Origin of the sequence: Endozoicomonas sp. ISHI1, assembly GCF_024606225.1 — a bacterium.
Classification (GTDB): Bacteria; Pseudomonadota; Gammaproteobacteria; order Pseudomonadales; family Endozoicomonadaceae; genus Endozoicomonas_A.
This window is the reverse complement of sequence record NZ_JAGRPU010000022.1, coordinates 1-19,596: the sequence shown is the minus strand read 5'-3', so window position 1 is coordinate 19,596 and position 19,596 is coordinate 1. Positions and strand designations below refer to the sequence as shown.

The window sequence follows — 19,596 nt, the reverse complement described above, 5'->3', positions numbered from 1 at the left end:
CAAAGCCACCGGTCTCGAAAAACTCATCGTGACCAAACTATGATCAGATATCCAATGACTCAGACATCGAATTCAAGTTCACACTGCCCAAAAACTCTCCAGCAATGATGTTCAGCTCTTTGGACTTTAGCACCAGAGCATCACTGCCGTTGTGTGCTTGTCGCAAGTAGGCGTCCTTGATAGATTCCTCAACAGAGCGAGGGATATAAATATCAGACATCATGGCAAACAGCTCTTCTGGTGAGGATGGATCATGAGCGCCGTAGCTAAAGTAGGTACACCCAGTCTCAGAATTCATGATAGCTTCAACCCAACAATAGGTTAAGCAACCGCCTTTTGAGTGTGTCAATCCATACAGATAATGACTGAGGGCATGCTCAATCGCTTGCTTGCATTTAGTTTTGAAGTCATCCAGCGTTTTTTTCTCCTCATCCGACATCTTGAGGGGAGTTAGACTCGGGTGATCTCCTGCTTCGATCAAACGCTCTTTTTTACTAAATGCTTCATCTGATTCTTCAAGATCTTTGAGGAGTTGTTTTCTCACAAGCTCATATTGATTGTTTTTTTCCATTATCCGCTTAAGTTGTGGACTGTTCTCTGCTTTTCGTTCAAGCATGGCTTGAACCTTTTCATCAATTACATAACACCACCAGGAGGGTTCCCCCATGATAATCACCGGACGGTGTTTTCCCCTGCCCGAGTTTAACTGTGGAAAAGCAGGCTGTTGCACCAGCATTCGTTCTATATTCGGAATGCCCTCAGGATTGTTCGTCCAGACGTCTTGAATAGATCGATGGGCAATTTTATTTTCAAGGGATGGCGAAAACCCGTCATGGCAATGAGTGACGAGCAAGGTATCACCTGTTTCCCTTTGGAACTTTTTATAATTTGAACGCCATACCTCACTATTTTTTTCCTTGGACAACAATGCGTTATAAAACTTTTTCAGACAATGGTCGGCTTTAACCTTCAGTTCATCGATGCCTTCCAGGGACACCAAAAGCTCATGATGTTCAGAGGCATTGATAATATCACTGTCATAATCTGGCAGTGGATCCAGCCAACCCGATTCCATGGCTTTAAGGGCAAACTGAATAACCGAAGGTTTGTTCAGGTCGCTCTGACTCAATATATACACCATTGAACTCAACCACTCTTGAGGATTTGCTCCGCCTTGAATAATCATTTTTGAGTACAGTGACTCAAGTTGTTCACTGACCTGATCTTCATCATTGTCGAACAAGATTTGTATGACTGCCTCTGACATTGGTTTATAGTCGCGAGATTCATTCCTCCAATCCAGATCGAAGCCAGGCCCACCAACGACTTCATCCATCATGTCAAAGAAACGTGGTATGTCTTCCGCCGACTCATCCTGATCGTCGAGAGCCACAACACCGAGCAATTTCTTCTCGTCATCGCTCAATGCTTTTGTCTTTGATAACAATGAGACACCCATGGCAAAACTGGTTGAATCTTTTTGTCCCCAAAGGTTTTTTACCGTCTGGAAAGTACTTGGAATTGTTTTTGGCAATGCACTGTTTGATAACAATGAGACACCCATAGCAAAACTGGTTGAATCTTTTTGTCCCCAAAGGTTTTTTGCCATCTGGAAAGTACTTGGAATTGTTTCTGGCAATGCACTGTTAGTCTGAAGGGCTTTGTTCGTTTTCTCGGGGCTCGTAGCACAGGCTTTAGCCAGAGTTTGCTGTTGTGCTAAATCTGCCCCTTTCAGGGGATCCTTAATTTTCTTTGGCGCAGCGCTGGAGCTATGCACCTTTCTGGTGGGCTGAAATTTTGGTATCACTTTTGTGTCCTTTACAGGCGCCCCGCCCAAATCCACTGACATCCAGGTTTGGCCTCCATCCCCGGAACACTCGGCAAAGATGTGGGTAGTGTTAGTCATTTGCCGACATGGAATCCCGAAATAACGACAAAGAGCAATAAAAACAGGCACACGATGGCGACAGCTCCCTTGCCGCCGTGTTACCAGGAATTTAAAGAAATTCTCTTTGCGCTTTGGTTTAACACCACCGGAAAACTGTTCGCAATACTCCGTTATTGCCTGAATGCGTTCTGCCGTGCCTTGAGCGGCTGCTATTTTCCGCAAAGGTTCCCGTATTTCGGTTGTTTGTTGCTCAATGTTCGTAAACAACTCGTCCAGTACTGTTTTCATGCCTTCTGAACAGACGGCGTCAAACCATGTTGACCGTTCTGGGCGGGCTCCTTTTGCAGGTGTTTTTTCGTCAGGTTTTCTGGGTTCTACGATATAAGTAACTTCAATATTTTGTTCGCCTTTGGCCTCTGGAATGGACAGTGTATGAAGCCCGGTGTATCGGTCCCTGACCAGGGTAAAATCCGGTTCTACAGGTTGCCTGAAGAAGCTCATTGCCCGGCTGCTCCATGTCAAATCTTCTATACGCAGGGCCACGATATAGTCGTCAGGCGTCAGGCTGGGCAATGCATATTGACCATCGTCTGATGACGCTTTGAAGGTTGCCAGCGTTTGATCGCTGGCTAATGCCACTTCCTTATCACGCCCTGGTAACCGATCCGGTACGAGGCTTTCGACCCCCAGAATGGGTACGGCATCAATAGCGATCTCTTTGATATCACCCTTGGCAGTCACATAAATATCCTTTGCCGACCAGCGATACATAGCGGGAGGATGGTTCTGCGTATTAAAAATTTGGCAACTGTTATGTTTTGGCATCTTCTGACGCTCATAGTCCGTTCTCTGATCCAATGCCGGAGCTTGTTTCTCGTAGACTTGCGGGCTGTATTTTTCAGAATCATCAACCCAATGGTTTGGCAGACTCCTGATCTGATGCCAAAACGCAGGCCGCTGCTGAACGGCATGGCCGTCCCATGCCGCTTCCCATGCCGCTATCCTCTTTTCAACCTCCCGAAGATAAGGCTGGTTAGCCGGTATTTTCAGCGTTTGTTTCTCTTCTTCCGTCATTGGAAATAAGCGCTTGGCGTCCACGCCCGTCTGGCCAAACTTACGATTAAACCAGCTTTGCTGCCAGCATCGGTAGAGAGCCCGGGTGAGAATATTGTCCGATTGATCCGGCTTCAGGGACAGATCGAATGCCAGCCACCGGGCCTGTGCCACCATTTTGATCATTTCCGTCTTGGCTTCCTCGTCACTCAGACGAGTCTTAATACTTATTTCATGGCGTTTTTCATCAACACTGTTGAGATCACTGCGTCGTATCAACCACGGACGATCAATGTCCGATACTGTCTGGTTTAACCAATTGCAAAGTCCGGAATCAGGCTTACTGTTCCCCATGACAAGCGCCGATGACTCTGGCAGTGCCTCCAACGATACCCCGGCAGCCATCAGATAAAGTCGGTAGTGCTGATTAAGACATTGATGCAGTCCGTCTTCGGTAAAATCACCCCCTCGGATGACGGCCCTGGCCACATTCTGCAAATCATGGCTGGTGGGCTGTAACGGTAGCTTTTTCCGGTGCAGGTCAATCCTTAGACGACAATGTATCTGAGTCAGCTTTTCAGCCACGGTTTTCCCCTGCAGGGTCTGTGGTAACACTTTCTCAGCAATGGTCTGTAATTCGGCCTGGCTATACTGCCGGATGGGCAAATGTCGGAAACGCCCTTTCAATGCCGGTGATAACTGTTTTCGTCCGCTGTACTCCGGTGGATTGATGGTGGCAAACAGATGGAATCCGGGATGGGCGTCACCGGCCAGAATGTCGTTCAGCTCACCTTCCAGATGCTGGCTGTCGATCAGATTCATTTCTGAAATAACCACGATGCCGCCCTGCACTTTTGCCGTCTGGATCTTTTCGCACACTTTGTCCCAGGAACAATCACAGGCATTCAGGGGAAAGACCTCTGGCATGGTTTCTCCCCGTTGCTCAGCCTGCTGTTTGACGCTTTCAATCACCAGATTGAGAGTGGCATCCTTGCCCCGTCCAGCCGGACCTTCAATCAGCGTCGCCTGACGTCCGTCGTGTTTTCTGTCGAGATGATAAGCTTGCTGACAGCGACTTAAATCCTGTCCAAGCCGTTGCACCAGCTCCTGGACTGCCGATCCGGAGGTATCAAAGTCAGGTCGGGTTTGTTCGGTGAATGTTTTGAAGGCCTGCTGCATAAGCTTCAGGGTGGTCTGGTTATGAACTTTGTTGCTCAGGGTGTTGTTCGACTGGTAACGGGCAGCAAACCAGATTTCCAGTGCTGTCAGAGCATCCTGATGAGTTTCGCTGATTTCGGGACCCAGCACATCCCGAAAACTTTGCTGGATCAAACCGTACATTTTTTCCTTATTAACACTGTCGTTTACATGCAGTGCACAATCCAGATACCAGCCCACCCAACTGCAGATATCCGTTAAATCCCTGGGGGTAAAATCGTGCTCTGGCAACAGCTCCTGATAATATTGCCAGAGTGTCATCACACTTTCGGTGGCACTTTTTGCAATTTTATTGACTTGATCGTCTGGCAGATGCCGTTGTAACTGTTTGATCAGAGCCGGTTCCACTACCCTGTCCCGAAGGAAAGCCCGGTCCAGGCGAGGGTAGTAAGCCTTGGGCAGTTTCTCTTTCAGGGTCGGGTCCAGCTGGCGCCCGGCGTAATGATCCGGGTTACCGGTGAGAATCACCCGATGTTTTGAGCTGACCTTGACAGGATGACCATTCACATAGATGCAGGGTTCCGGTTCCCATAAGCCGTTTAATGACGCCAGCAATCCGGTTTTAGCCAGGTTGGCTTCATCCAGAATAAGGGTTACATATTCTCCGTCTTTGTCGTGTGTTGTTTTGGCCCATTCCATCAGCATCCGGTTTTGCTGCTCCATAGAGCGGTCACCATCAGCGTGCTCTTGCCACTGCCAGCGTTTCATCAGAGTCTGTTCGCTGTCAGAAGGTCCAAGGGACATCACCGAAACCTGTCCTGAAGCCTCTGCCACCCTGGCCGAAAAGTAACTTTTGCCGGTGCCGGTTTCTCCCTGCAGGAATAGCACGGGAGAGTCTGCAAGCCGGTCATGGAGTCGGGATAATCGACGACTTTCACGATCCTTCTGATTCATCGAACCGTAATAAAGATCCTGAGCCAGTGCTGACAAGGGCCGGTCAGCGGAACCCTGCCATGCCAGTGATTCAGAGAGTCGATTTTCTATACGTTCAATACGTTCAATACGTTCTGCGTCAGAATTCTCTGTTACATATTCTCCCCGGGCAATGTGAAAACAATCGGCGGCCAGAGCCTCAATGGCATCGGATCGGGTCTGCCCCGGTGGCAAAGGTAACTGCCAGCCAGAGGCCAGCGCATCTTGCAAACGTTTAATCTGCCTTGATGGCCTGATAGCTAAGGATTGATATTGCGCTGCTGCTGCCGGATCAACTTCCAACTGATACGCTATTGCATCTCGTTGTGGTTCAGGAGCATGAGCCACGATTGAGGCACAGAGCCTGTTCAGGGTTTGTTTTCTGGCAAACGGTGGAAAGGGTCTTTCATAGGACAATTGCAATCCTGCCGGGTCAAAGGCTCTGGCCAGTGACCACAGGTTCTGCGTCACAAACTCTCTATCCAACTGCGGGGCACCATTGATGATGGCATTTAACCGATCCGGGTCCACCGAGGCAGTTTGATTCTCATCCGGCTTTTTGCAGACATCCGGCAGTAAATGCCAGCAAGCCACTTTCATAAAATCACGTACCGAACGGTTCTGCCGGGTACCGTGGGTGATGACGCTATTGACAGCCTTGCACCAATGGCGAGGCAGAAGCTGCGGGGACTGGTCAACCTGTTGTGCTCGCCGGGCAGCCAGTATCAGGTTATTCAGCAATCCTTTGGTCATTTCAGGCAGAGGGTTACAAAGGTGACGAGGTACGGTTTTAAACGCTTCGTAAAGTTGCTGAAGTGCCTGTTCGGGCAGTTCAGTTCGGGGGATATCATGCCTGGCCCTATTGATCTCCCAGATATCAACCTCAGGGCAGGGTTCACCCTTGGCAACCAGTGAACTGAATACCGGAGACGGGCTTTTCGCAGACTCAGGCCAGAGCAGGGTAACATGAGCTTGTGGGTAGGCTTGTAATTGGCCATTCACCAACAGAGGCTGCCCGACAGCCAGAGGTTCCAGAAGCTGCTGAAGATCTGGATTACCCTCGAGCCCCCGCAATACAACCGGCTTGCCAGAGGTTAAAGCCTCCTGCAACTCACTTGGACACCGTCCAAAATGTGCCTTTTGCACTGAGGTGATATGGATATTATCAAACAGCTGGCTGAGGCCGGTCTGTTCATTGACTTGAATCACCAGAGGTGTTTTCTGATCATTGATCCATTGACTGGCCTCGGCAGGTTGCTGATACGTGACGGTATTAAAGGGGGCGTGACCTTTCATTGAGTACTCATGGCTTTTTGTCAATCCCAGGGCTTTCGGCTGTCCTTTTGTGTGAGTAACCCGCAGCCGGGGCTCCAGACCGGTCGTCTTGCGAATCGTCTGCAGCGAGCCCAGTAGACAAAACCAGAGTGCCTCAGTGAGTGGAGACGTTACGGTGACGACACCACCCGCCCGAACTTGTTCCAACAGACAGTTGTTAGGAACGGCATGGCCTTCCGGGGCAATGGCAATCGGGTTCAGCCATCCCGAAATATTACTTTGGTTAATGATGATCGGGTTTTCTGGTGCGTTAACAGGCTGTGACAGAGGGTATGACAGGCTTTGGAACAGTGAATGAAGCTCGTCCTTCCCTACCGGCATTTGATAAAACTGAACATTGTCGGGTAACTGCCGGAGCTTCCCATTACTCTCAAAGCTCCTCTGCACCAGCATCTGTCGAATCGTCTGTTCAAAGGCCAGATCCTGCCAGTTGGCGCCTTTCAGAATCACCCGTTGTCCGGCCCTTAATGTTTCAAGCCTGCCGGGGATATGCTGGATTCGCCCTTGTTTATCCACTCCGGGGCCACCCAACAGCAACTGTCGCCAGTTACTGTGCAAGTGGCAGTCAATAAGAATGGTATTGTCGTCATCCATAGCGCTTGCGTCAGAGGAAAGTTCAGCCAATACCGATGGAACTTCATTGATGTCCATCGATGAGTCATCGCTGGTCTGTGCATCAAATTGCCAGGTATTGCCCGGTCGGTTAATTCGCCGCCAGAAATCAGCACCCGGTGCATCGTCGGCCCGGCCAACCGATGCCAACTGTTCAGGGTTTGCCAGAACCAACAGATCAACATGCTCTCTCAGGGGGCGTTTTTTCTGGCTGACTTTGTCGTATAAACAGGGGTTATCCGGGTCCAGCAGATCGTTAAATTTTGGCAGCTCCTCACTGGTGAGTTTCCGGATATCCATCACCAGAGTGAGTGGCTTTGAACCTTCAAACAGCTTGCCTGAGCGGAGAACGTTGCGACCATCTTGAGAAATGCTCAACCGGCTCACCAGATTAGCCTGTGAAAGGTCATCGGGATGGGAGATAAGGGTAACGTCGCGATTTTCGTTGCCGGTGCGGGCCACTAAAAGCTGTCGAACCTCATCATCACTGGTGACAAAACGAAAATCGAAGGAATGAGAGGCTCTGGCGATTGAGGAATCTATTGAAGATACGGTTCTCGCTTTGTCAGGCGACACAGTCGGAGGTGAGGATATCGTCAGTTTGGAGGTGAACTCATCGCAGATTTTTACCTTATCTTTTGACGATGACTCCAACTTTGGTGCCCTGGGAGGCACGCCACTATGGCTCTCTTTTCTATCAGGAGCGCGTTTGTTTATTTGCCCATCAATCCGACCATCCATAGTCAACCTCTTACATCTAATCTCAGGAACTGCGTTGAAACCGTTTAATAATGTGACCTTAAAATAGGATGAAAGTTCCATTTGGATAGAGACCCACAGCTATCTCATGTTGCGAAGGTAGTATGGACAATCGTAAAATTATGGACTCAGAGCATCTTTGATTGGTCAAAAAGCCTCAAACCGAACGCATGTGATACTGGAATGCCGATGTTTATCCGTTTTTCAGATCGCCGGAATATCCCTCAGGTCAAGTCATCCTGCTCCGCTAAAGCCCCGCCGGTTGCATTAGGCCTGATCTGCCAGAGCGAAAAAACCTTTTGCGTTACATCATCAGCATTGTCAGGGCGCAAACTGGTAACCTGAAGGTTGCGGCTGCAAGGGCTGAAGCAAAATTTCTTAATCCTGCCTTCTGTTCGCAAACGGGTCCTTTCCAGCCAGCTCCCGTCTGCCGACAACCCGAACAGAATCAGCCTGTGCATGTCCGATTGAGGAATCACAGCCAGAAGGCAACTTTCTTCATTGAAATCGGCTTTATTGATGGGAAATTCGATGCGTTGATTGATCCACTCACCGTCAGGTTCACCGCAAAGTTCACCAGCAGGCTTACGTTGATAAATATCCGTATGGCCCGCAGGATCATTACAAACAATGGTTTCACCGCTGGGACTGATTACTACCAGGGACCCAGCCGGAAATGATTGTGTCTGGCCCCAGATTCCGGACGCCGCCTTGCGCCAGATCGTTACACTCTCCCCGCTCCTTCTGATGAACTCACGAGGGTCCACAGAAAAGTGAATCACACCACCACCGCTTTCGGGCGCCTCCTGAACAGAGGGTAGCCATTGGTCGTCAGTCGTTAATTCCCAGATCTGAAAACTGTCTTCGGTGGTGATAATCAGAAGCCGACCATCGGGGCTAAATTCAGGTTTAAGATAGAAATACCGACTTGGCTGGCTACAGTATTCAATTATTCTCTCTTTTTCACGCCACTGCCCTTCCGGGCCACGGGCAAAAATGACGACAAAGAAATAATCCCGTTCAATATCACTGTCATAGGTATCCTCACCGGCATCATCAAACCATGTGGCGAAATGGCGGTTATCCGGGCTGAATATAACGTCGAGATCAAAATCAAATTCGCTCACTTGTTCGCCACTGGGCGTGAATTTGTCGTCATCGGCAGGATCTCTGACATTAATATCGCCGGTTTGTAACCAGGATTCATCGTCTGCCTGCCCCATCAGCATAATGAATGATCCATCATAAAGCGCAAGATGTTTGCTGTCGGCACTGAACAGCAAATGATGATTAAGGCCTGTATTAATGTTGCCTCTATTGACCCACCGTCCATCGGCCCCCTGACCGAGAATAGCACCCGCTCGCCCCGTGTTAATGCAGACCAGTGATCTGGCATCCGGTGACAGGTGGATGTTACTCAGATACTTGTCCTCACATTCAGGAAAAACGTCACCTGTTGTCAGCTGTTGCTCAACCCACGAATCATTTTTGCATTCATAAACAGACAGTAAATGCTCTTTACCACTGTAATTGTGGCGAAAAATTTTTAACGGAACGGGTTGCGGGACAAATAAAATATGGTCGGCCCGCTGATGTCCATAATTGACCATACCACCGTGTTTGATCTCAGCTTTTCTGGCCCAGTGACCATCACCATCCAGAGCCAGAATATCACTGTAGTTCCGCGACTTCCCCTCAATGATAATGGGAATATGATCACGCAAGTGATAGTTAAAATCTTTAACATTTAAACTGCCAATAGGTATGAGGGTCAGTGCAGCCCCATCAAGAACCTGCTGGCGCATATGGCTAGCATAATAGGAGTAAAAAGCCGGACCCAGTTGTGCAGGGAAGTGGCGAACAGAAAATATGGACAAGGTTCTGAGGTACTCAAGGAGTATATGACTGGACTGAATGATTGCCCGGCAAGAAGACTGCCTTTGCCCGGTCTGGGAGAGAAAGTGCCGGACCTCTCCGAGGCCGCAATATCTCAGGCGATTGTCCATGGACGACGAAGTTTTCCCAAAATGATTGATATCGTTGATTGATAAATAGCTGGCGATTCTGTTGAACACTTCCTGGGGCAAGCGGAGTAACGGGTAGTCGGAGTGAGTCACAGCAGGTGTCAGTTCAGGCTTGATTTCACCCGTTCCATCGGCAGCAGTGCCGGTCTTCACCCATGTTGCAGCTGGCGATAATGCCCATTGACCCTTGTTCGATGAGGTTTCAGATGTAGCATCAGGCTCCCTTTTAACCATGGCAAGAGCCGGTGGCTCTGACAGTTCCTGCAACGATATCCTGGCGGCCAGCAGATAAAGCCGGTAGTGCTGATTGAGGCACTGGTTAATTCCATCTTCGGAAAAATCGCCTCCCCGGACAACGGCCCTGGCCACATTCTGTAAATCAAGGCTGGTGAGCTGCAACGGCAGTTTTTTCCGTTGCAGCTCAGCCCTCAGACGACAATGTTGCCGAGTCAGCTGTTCAGCCACGGTTTTTCCCAGTGGGGTTTCTGGCAGCACTTTCCCGGCAATGGTCTGCAACTCTTCCTGGCTGTATTGCCGGATGGGCAACTGTCGGAAACGCCCCTTCAGCGTCGGTGATAATGGTTTTCGCCCGCTGTACCCGGGTGGGTTGATAGTGGCAAACAAGTGGAATCCGGGATGGGCGTCACCGGCCAGAAGATCGTTTAGCTCACCTTCCAGATGCTGGCTGTCGATCAGATTCATTTCTGAAATAACCACGATGCCACCATCGATTTGTGCTGTCCGGATGGCTTCAAAGAGTTTGTCCCGGGAACCATCACAGGCATTCAGGCGAAAGACCTCTGGCATGGATTCCCCCCGCTGCACAGCCTGCCGTTTAACACTTTCAATCACCAGATTCAGTGTGGCGTCCTTACCCCGTCCGGTCGGGCCTTCAATCAGTGTCGCCCGACGACCGTCGTGTTTTCTGTTGAGATGATAAGCCTGCTGACAGCGACTTAAATCCTGTCCAAGCCGTTGCACCAGCTCACTGACTGCTGAACCGGATGTATCAAAGTCAGGTCGGGTTTGTTCGGTGAATTTTTTGAAGGCCTGCTGTATGTGGGGCAGGATGCTCTGATTATGAACTTTGTCGCTCAGGGTGTTGTCCGGGGAGTAACGGGCAGCAAACCTAAGCTCCAGCGCTGACAGTGCATCCTGATGAGTCTCGCTGATTTCAGGACCCAGCACATCGCGAAAACTTTGCTGGATCAAACCGTTCATTTGCTCACAGGTAACACTGTCACTGACGGGTAATGCACCATCCAGATACCAACCCACCCAGCTGCAGATATCCGTTAAATCCCTGGGGGTAAAGTCATGCTCTGGCAACAGTTCCTGATAATATTGCCAGAGCGCCATCACACTCCCGGTGGCACTTTGTGCAAGAGTGTCTATTTGATAGTCGGGCAGATGCGGTTGTAAATGCCTGATCAGAGCCGGTTCCACCACTCTGTCCCGAAGGAAAGCCCGGTTCAGGGTGGGGGAGTATGTCCTGGACAACTTCTCTTTCACGGTCGGGTCGAGCTGGCACCCGGCGTCATGGTCCGGGTTACTGGTGATAATTACCCGGTGTTTTGAGCTGACCCTGACAGGATGACTATTCACATAGATACAGGGCTCCGCTTCCCATAAGCCGTTCAATGACGCCAGCAGTCCGGTTTTGGTGAGGTTGGCTTCATCCAGAACCAGGGTGACATATTTTTCTTCAACATATTTTTTTTCAACATGGCGCCCGTCTTTGTGTTCGTCTTTGTCGGCCCGGATGTTGGCCCATTCCATCAGTACCTGGTTTTGCTGTTCCGCAGAGCAGTCGCCATCTCCGTGCTTTCGCCACTGCCAGCGTTTCATCAGGGCTTTTTCGCTGTCAGCAGGCCCAAGGGAAATGACCGAAGCCTGCCCTGAAGTCTTCGTCATTCTGGCGAAAAAATAACTTTTCCCGGTGCCGGTTTCTCCCTGCAGAAATATAACGGGTGAGTCCGCAAACCGGTCATAGAGTGAGGATAATCGACGGCTTTCACGATCCTTCTGATTCATCAGGCCGTGATAAAGATCGTCAGCCAGTGCTGACAAAGGCTGATCGGCGGAACCCTGCCACTCCAATGATTGAGACAGTCGACTTTCTATCTGTTCAATGCCTGCCGCGTCAGAATGTGCTGTTCTGGCAATATGAAAACAATCTCTGGCCAGAGCGTGAATGGCATCGGATCGGATCTGCCCCAATGGCAAGGGTAACTGCCAGCCGGAAGCCAGAGCATCTTGTAAACGTTTAATCTGTCTTGATGGTCTGATGGCCAAGCGCTGATAAGGCTCTGCTGCCGCCGGTTCGACGGCTAACTGATACGCTATTGCTGCTCGTTGTGCTTCAGGCGCATGGGCCAGGATGATGGCACAAAGCCTGTCCAGAATCTCTTCTTCACCCCGCACTGGAAATGGAGTTTCGTAGGACAGTTGTAATCCTGCAAATTGGCTGTCCTCAAGGACTGTCAGGTCAAAGGCTCTGGCCAGTGGCCACAGGTTCTGCTTCACAAACGCTCTATCCAACTGCGGGGCACTGCCGATGATGGCATTCAACCGATCCGGGTCTACCGAGGCAGTTTGATGCTGACCCGGCTCCTCATGAGCGTCGGGCAGTATGTGCCAACAGGCCACTTTCATAAAATCCCGCACTGCCGGATTCTGTCGGGTGTCGTGGGTGATGACGCTATTGATGGCCTTGCGCCAGTGTCGGGGCAGGAGCTTTGGGGACTGGTCGATCTGCTGTGCTCGCCGGGCAGCCAGTATCAGGTTATTTAATAACCCTTCGGTCAACTCAGGCAGTGGGTTACAAAGGTGGGGAGGTACGGTTTTAAACGCTTCGTAAAGTGCGTGAAGTGCTCGTTCTGGCAGCTCTGGCCGGGAGATACCATGATTGACTGCACTGATATCCCAGATATCCACCTCAGGACACGGTTTACCCCTGGCAACCATTGAACTGAATATCGAAGATGGGCTGTTCGCAGACTCAGGCCAAAGCAGGGTGATATGAGCTTGTGGGTAGGCTTGTAATTGGCCATTGACCAACAGCGGTTGTCCAACCATCAAGGGTTCCAGAAGCTGCTGAAGTGTTGGATTACTTTCCAGTCCCCACAATACAATCGGTTTGCCAGCAGTGAATGCCTCCTGCAACTCACTCTGACGCCGACCCAAATGTGCCTTTTGTTCTGAGGTGATTTGAATAGTATCAAATAGCTGACTGAAGCTGGTCTGTTCATTGACCTGAATCACCAGAGGTGCTGGCTGCTGGTGCTTTATCCAATGACTGGCCTGAGAAGGTTGCTGATACGTGACGGCATCGAAGGCAGCATGATCTCGAATGGAGTACTCATCTTTTTCTTCCAACCCCAGAGCTTCAGGCTGCTGTTTTGAATGAGCTACCTGAAGTCGGGGCTCCAGGCCTGTTGTTTCACGAATCGTCTGCAGAGTGCCCAGCAAACAAAACCATAGCGCCTCTGTGAGGGGAGAGGTTACGGTGACTGCACCACCCGCCCGAATCTGTTCCAACAAACAAGTGTTAGGCACTGCATAGCCTTCCGGGGCAATGGCAATGGGGTTCAGCCATTCTGCGATATTACCCTGGTTAATGATGATCGGGGTTCCTGGTGCATTACCAGCTTGGGATAAGGAGTGGGGCAGGCTTTGGAACAGTGAATGAAGCTCGGCATTCTCCACCGGCATCTGATAAAACTGAACATCGTCTGGTAACTGACGGATCTCACCATTGGTCTCAAAGCACTTTCGCGCCAGCATCTGTCGAATTGTCTGTTCAAAGGCCAGATCCTGCCAGTTGGCTCCTTTCAGAATCACCCTTTGTCCGGCCCTCAATGTTTCAAGCCTGCCGGGTATATGCTGGATTCGCCCCTGTTTATCCACTCCTGGGCCGCCCAGCAGCAACTGTCGCCAGTGACTGTGCAAGTGACAGTCAATAAGAACAGTATTGTCGTCATCCATAACGCTTTCGGCACAGGGGAGTTCAGCCAATAGCGGAGAAACCTCGTCGATCTCCATCGAAGGGTCATTGCCGATCAGTGGGTCGCATTGCCAGGTATTTTCCGGTCGATTAATTCGCCGCCAGAAATCAGCGCCCGGAGCGGCGGCTCCCGAAGCAGCGGCTCCCGAAGCGTCGTCACGCTGGTCAACCGATGTCAACTGTGCAGGGTCTGCCAGAACCAGCAGGGCAACATGCTCTCCCAGAGGGCGTTGTTTCTGACTGACTTTGTCGTATAGACAGGGGTTATCCGGGTCCAGTAGATCGTTAAATTTTGGCAGTTCCTCATTGGAGAGTTTGCGGATATCTATCACCAGGGTGAGTGGCTGCGACCCTTCAAACAACTTGCCTGAACGCAGAACCTGGCGACCCTCTTCAGAAATACTCAACCGGCTCACCAGATTAGCCTGTGAGAGGTCATCGGGGTGGGAAATAAGGGTGACATCCCGATGTTCATCGCCGGTCCGGGCCATTAAAAGTTGTCGAATCTCATCATCACTGGCGACAAAACGAAAATCGAAGGAATCAGGGGTTTTGCGAAGCGAGGAATCCATTGAGGATACGGTTCTCGCTTTATAAGGCAGTGCCATTGAAGGTGACGATCTATTGAGTTCGGGAGTTACCTCACTGCAGATTTCAACACGCTCATTCGACGATAATTCCAGCTTTGACGTCCTGTCTGGCAAGCCGCTCTGAGGCACGCCTCTATCAGGCACCTCTCTATCAGGCATATCTCTGGCAGGAATACGTTTGTTTATTGCCCCATCAATATGGCCATCCATAATTAATCTCACTCCTGTAATCTGAAAGACTGCATTAAAAATTATTTGACTATATGACCTTCAGACAGGATAAAAGTTTCATTTGGATAGATACCCGTAACTATCACAAATGTAATAGCTTCACGAAAGATTCATAAACAGCACAGGGAACCAAATGGCTAGACAATGATCTAAAACAATAAGCTATTTGAGAAATAGCGATAGACAGGAAACTTGCTCTGAACGCAACAGATGCAATCACTTTGTTTTATAAGCAGGTAGGCTTGTGTAACGGGTTGCCTTTTGATGTTCGTATACCTAATGAAGAAACCCTTAAAACTTTCGAAGACACAGGCAAGGGTTTAGGTTTGACTCGATATGATTCTATGGAAGAAATGTTTAATGATCTGGACAAATAATGATGCTTACTCCAGTACGGTCAACGAAATTCAAAAAGGATTATAGATCTGGATCACATTCTGATTTATTTGGCTAGCGACATAACATAATCGGGATTGGGCAGAGCCTCACGGCTCTGCTCCTCCCGCACCACGAGCCATACGGATCACGTAGCGGGGAAGTTCCCTCTGGCGACTCGACTGGGAACGAAGAGATCGTGTTTAGCCATCATTGTGGCGGTTTTTCAGTTCGTTATACAGAGTTTCAGAATAGGCATTTGACACCAGCTTGATATATTCATCGAGGGCCATTTTTCTGAGTTCATCCGTGAACAACAAAGAACCAATAGCGGCATCCGATATCAAATTAGTTGTAATCTCTTTTCCTTCTTTTTCGAACTTCTCCAGTTTTTCCCTTGAGTCCCGGATGGATTTATTTACTTCCTCCCTCACAGCACCCCGGCAGTTTGCCACAAACTGGCGTTCTTGCTCGGGAGTAAGAGCAGGTAAAGGTACATTGCTGTACTGAATCTTTTTTGCCACCAGCTCGAGTAATTCAGAAAAGTTTTTACCACCTGGAAAAAATTGCTGAATGCCTGCCTGAGACAGGTTGAGTACGGGTGAATTCCCCATTAGCTTTAGCATTTTAATCCCGTCTTCACCCGTGAATGACTCGGGTTGTTCTTTAATCCCCAACGCAAGCTCCCGGGCTTCTTTGAAAATAAGACCGGCATTGAAAGAATCCCCTCCCATATCTTTAATCCAGCCTTTTACGGCTTTTTTAAAGAAGCTATGGGATAGCTTCTGACGCAAAGCAGTATGATCCTGGCCGTACTGAATATCAAAGTCAGTCTGATAAGCAGTGTCAGAATCGTCCAACCCATTTCTTCTTATTAGATAGGAACGCAGATCATCTACCAACATAATCGACTTCGATTCTTTATCGTATTGAAACACCAATGCATCACTCGTCAAATCAACAGCAGCATTATCAGGCTTTTGCGCAGAATCTTTCTGTGGAGGCAGCTTCAACGCATTTAATAGCAACAGAGCCTCTTTTTCGGTTATTTTGTGCGTTGCGGGGTCATACCCCCGAGAAAAACAAGCATCAAATACCTTATTGACGTCAGCGTCAGGAAAAGCATTCTGAAGTGCAGCTTTGAAACTATCATTGACCTCAACACGCGTTGGCTCTTTATGCTTTGGCCTGAACAGTCGGCCAATCCAAGACGTTTTCGGAACAATCTCACCCGATTTGGAATTATAACTAACACATTCTGTGAGATACGCTGCCTGATGCTTATCCGTCTCAGAAGAAAAAGCAGACAAAATAGCCCGGGAAAAGTGAACCGGGGCACGCTTACTTAAAACAGGTGAAGGGGGTGTGGCTGCCACATCCCGTGCCAAAATACTTTTCTCCTCCAAGGTAGAACCGGAGGCTTCAGGCGATGGAGTATATCGCCGGGAATTATCCACCGAACTGACCCGATATCCAAATATTAGTGCTTTAGCAGCCCTACTAACCGCAGCAATACGACCCTCGCCCTGATCCAGAGTCATTCTGTAAGTATGCTTGCACCCCTCCATACGGCTCATTGGCTTTTGATCCATTGGTTTATCATCTTTGTATTCACCTTATGTGCTATGTCGGCTAAAAACTCAGGTGGATTAAATGAGTGAGACTTTCTTTTGATCCCGAGCAACGGCCTTGACAATAGCATCAGCGTCTTTAATCACACGAACCCTGGCAAACAAACCCTGAACCTCCGGATAGGCCTTGCGCAGATAATTCAGCCATTGCTTTAAACGAGAAGGGTAGTATTTCCATTTACCATTTGCGAGATCACGCTCACCCAGCTCAATCATCAACCTCAGCACAGACGACCATGGAATTGCACCACGGCGCTCAAGAATCATACCGGTAATATCCGGGATGGTGAGAGAAGCACGCCCTACCAGTAAATCGGAACAGCCAGACACTGCACGGCATTTTTCAGCATCGTCATGATTCCAGATTTCGCCATTGGCAATCACCGGAATATCCAGAGACTCCCGGATGAGAGAATCACGGCAAAGCACTCCTTACAGGTCGATATAACCACTGTATAACATTATTGCCGAAGCAGGACATTGGCGAAAAACCATGGATGCGCAGGACTTTCTGCTACTTTTGGTTTCGGATCTGTACTGGAGAAAAAAACATGAAGCTTGTTGTATTCGGATTTACACTATTACACCACCTCTTGCCGGTGTGTTATGCAGTTGAAGAATACGAAAGTATTTTTTGGGATTGGCCTTTATTTTCGCATGAAGTGAATACAACCCTGTATGTAAGACTGGGTTCACAGATAAATATTATTTGTCCAAACTTTGACATTGTTACAAAGAAACGAGTTTACTATCGACAAGCCCATACAATGTACGACAATGCATGGTTGGTCTACAACAAAACGAGCTATGATGACTGTCGGGTAGATAACAAGTACGATCCTGATGCACGTATTTTCTTATGCAAAGATCCTTTAAATCTGATTCGTCTAAAACTCCCTTTTTATCCACCTGAGTACTCTCAAGAACCTGGAGATGAGGCCTTTGAAGGGGGTAAAGATTACTATTTGATATCCACATCTGATGGCTCTGAGTCTTCAATCAACCGCCGTGAAGGTGGGCATTGCCTTACACATAATATGCGTATCCGGATTCATATCTGTAAAGAATCTGGCGACCCTGATCCCAGCTGCCTTGGCCCATTTGACCCAGAGTCAAATATTTGCCCTGCAACCGATCCTGTTGCTGATCTTTATCATGCAACGACTCTTGCTCCTGTCACGACTCCTGTTCCTGTCAATATTTCCAAGATCTATAATGAAACTGATTCTGATACCGCAACAGTTACCAAAACAGTGACTAAAACCGTTATTGCAAAGGCTACTGAAGCTGTTCCAACCGGATATAACTATTCACTGGCACGTCCCATTGAGTTAGTGTGGGAGATCGGCTACAACCAGACCCGAACTGAACATATTTCTGAAGCTGCGCATCACCCGGTGGTTGCACTTTGTGAGGAATCCAACAGCAAGGTCAGCCTGCTGAACGATAAAGGAGTGATTGTCGATAGTTGGTTGTGTCAGCATGCAGGCGAGCGTCTGGTTATTCTCAAACCGGAATACCGAAATAGTGACGTTTATCTGTTTGAGGCATTACCCGAATATGGCAGTGTGCGGCTGTGGAAATCGACCCTGACCGTCAATGTAGGTAGCATCAGGCAACGCCTGATCAATCAGGCAAACTCCCTCTACAACCCGCCGGGGTTTGCCCTTTTGGTCGCAATGTACCTTGTTGCTGCAAGCATGCTCTGACATGCTTAAGAATCGTCCCGGACACTTGACCAGACAAATGAATAGTCTGGTCAAGTGTTTTATTGGAACAAACCATTGCAGGCTATTACTCTTTACCGTTTTACCATCTGGCACTATGCTTGGCTCCATAGCAAACAAAACATATGTACTAAATGACCAGCAACCATTCGCCCACCGATAAAACACCGGAACGATTAGTGCAGCTAAGTGTTAATTTCCGTACCATTTCAATTCGCTCCCATGCTGCTGCATCGGAGTGTGAACAGCTCCCCGTATTTATTCCCAGGCAGAGCAGTGTGCCACGACAGCAGAGTCGGTCTGCTCGTAACTGCAATTCCAGTGGAAGGAATGGATCAACCAAATTAGTCGGGATGAATCTATGACTGAAGCAAAACCGTTTACAATTTCTAAAGGGCTTGTTTGGCAAGTCTGGCTGAGAGTGAAAGCCAATAAGGGAGCTACCGGTATTGATGGTCAGTCTCGGGCTGACTTTGAAAATAATCCGGGCGGTAACCTGTACAAGCTATGGAACAGGATGTTATCGGTTGACATCCTCCCCCACTGATTCAAGAAATCAGTGGGGGATTCCCATGGGGGCGCCTAGCCCAGGCTGCTACTTTCTCACGATTTCGCAGTGGTTCCTGCTTCGTCACAGGTTCCAACGAACCCGCTCCACAGGCTAACACGCCATGTCCTGACGCTAAGATATTCTTGGCAGCGTTAATGTCGGCATTTTCGGCATGACCACAAGCAACACATTTAAAACCTGCCTGTGACTTGCGGTTGTCCTTGTGAACGTGACCACAGGCACTACAAGTCTGGCTGGTGTATTGTGGTTTCACTGAGACCACATCACCACCCAACCAGTGCTGCTTATACTCAAGCTGTCGTCTGAACTCATACCATCCCTGATCGAGAATGGACTTGTTCAGCCCTGATTTGGCCTTGACGTTAACGCCCGGCTTTTCAGCAGTGCCTTTCGCCGATCTGGACATATTCGATACCTTCAAATCCTCAATGACAACCCTTGCGTGTTTCTTGCTGATTTCCGTTGAGGTCTTGTGAAGGAAGTCCTGACGACAGGCGGCTATCTTGCTGTGAAGCCGGTTAATACGCTGCTTTTGCCTCTGCCAGTTGGCAGAGAATTTCATCTTGCGAGAGAGTTTTCTTTGCTCTACTGCAAGCTGTAGCTGGTGCTTTTTGAAAGCATTAAGGGGTTGGTACTGCTCTCCATTAGAGAGGGTGACAAACCT

Annotated in this window: 8 protein-coding genes; 3 read left to right on the top strand and 5 right to left on the bottom strand. The window is 49.1% G+C overall.

Annotated elements, in window-relative coordinates:
* Positions 1–43: 43 nt before the first annotated feature.
* Together KBW69_RS14435 and KBW69_RS14430 are read right to left on the bottom strand one after the other, a co-directional pair.
* A complete protein-coding gene (locus tag KBW69_RS14435) occupies positions 44–7,759 on the bottom strand; it encodes an AAA family ATPase (protein WP_257281313.1) in 7,716 nt (2,571 codons plus the stop codon).
* A gap of 242 nt (positions 7,760–8,001) precedes the next feature.
* Entirely contained in the window at positions 8,002–14,607 is a 6,606-nt protein-coding gene (locus KBW69_RS14430; protein ID WP_257281312.1) for an AAA family ATPase, read from the bottom strand.
* A gap of 194 nt (positions 14,608–14,801) precedes the next feature.
* On the opposite strand from KBW69_RS14430, the gene KBW69_RS14425 reads away from it, so the two are divergent.
* On the top strand, positions 14,802–15,005 hold the full coding sequence (locus tag KBW69_RS14425; protein ID WP_373690701.1) for a type II toxin-antitoxin system RelB/DinJ family antitoxin: 204 nt from the start codon (positions 14,802–14,804) through the stop codon (positions 15,003–15,005).
* A gap of 201 nt (positions 15,006–15,206) precedes the next feature.
* On the opposite strand, the gene KBW69_RS14420 is transcribed toward KBW69_RS14425, so the two are convergent.
* Both KBW69_RS14420 and KBW69_RS14415 read right to left on the bottom strand, forming a co-directional pair.
* Positions 15,207–16,544, bottom strand: a complete 1,338-nt coding sequence (locus tag KBW69_RS14420; protein WP_257281311.1) for a hypothetical protein — start codon at positions 16,542–16,544, stop codon at positions 15,207–15,209.
* A gap of 108 nt (positions 16,545–16,652) precedes the next feature.
* Complete coding sequence (locus KBW69_RS14415; RefSeq protein ID WP_257281310.1) at positions 16,653–17,063, bottom strand: tRNA-dihydrouridine synthase; 411 nt, start codon at positions 17,061–17,063, stop codon at positions 16,653–16,655.
* Between the two features lie 122 nt (positions 17,064–17,185).
* Here KBW69_RS14415 and KBW69_RS14410 point away from each other — a divergent pair, with 122 nt between their 5' ends.
* Positions 17,186–18,343, top strand: a complete 1,158-nt coding sequence (locus KBW69_RS14410; RefSeq protein WP_257281309.1) for a hypothetical protein — start codon at positions 17,186–17,188, stop codon at positions 18,341–18,343.
* A 379-nt stretch (positions 18,344–18,722) separates the two neighbouring features.
* Positions 18,723–18,908, top strand: a complete 186-nt coding sequence (locus KBW69_RS14405; protein WP_257281308.1) for a hypothetical protein — start codon at positions 18,723–18,725, stop codon at positions 18,906–18,908.
* Position 18,909: 1 nt separating this feature from the next.
* Here KBW69_RS14405 and KBW69_RS14400 read toward each other — a convergent pair.
* Positions 18,910–19,596: transposase (locus KBW69_RS14400; RefSeq protein WP_257281307.1), on the bottom strand; the 687-nt coding region annotated here is incomplete at its 5' end.

Bases quoted from the DNA above. Each gene is read 5' to 3' on its own strand.
- KBW69_RS14430 (WP_257281312.1), bottom strand. From the start codon at position 14,607: ATGGATGGCCATATTGATGGGGCAATAAACAAACGTATTCCTGCCAGA.
- KBW69_RS14405 (WP_257281308.1), top strand. From the start codon at position 18,723: ATGACTGAAGCAAAACCGTTTACAATTTCTAAAGGGCTTGTTTGGCAA.
- KBW69_RS14420 (WP_257281311.1), bottom strand. From the start codon at position 16,544: ATGACTCTGGATCAGGGCGAGGGTCGTATTGCTGCGGTTAGTAGGGCT.
- KBW69_RS14410 (WP_257281309.1), top strand. From the start codon at position 17,186: ATGAAGCTTGTTGTATTCGGATTTACACTATTACACCACCTCTTGCCG.
- KBW69_RS14435 (WP_257281313.1), bottom strand. From the start codon at position 7,759: ATGGATGGTCGGATTGATGGGCAAATAAACAAACGCGCTCCTGATAGA.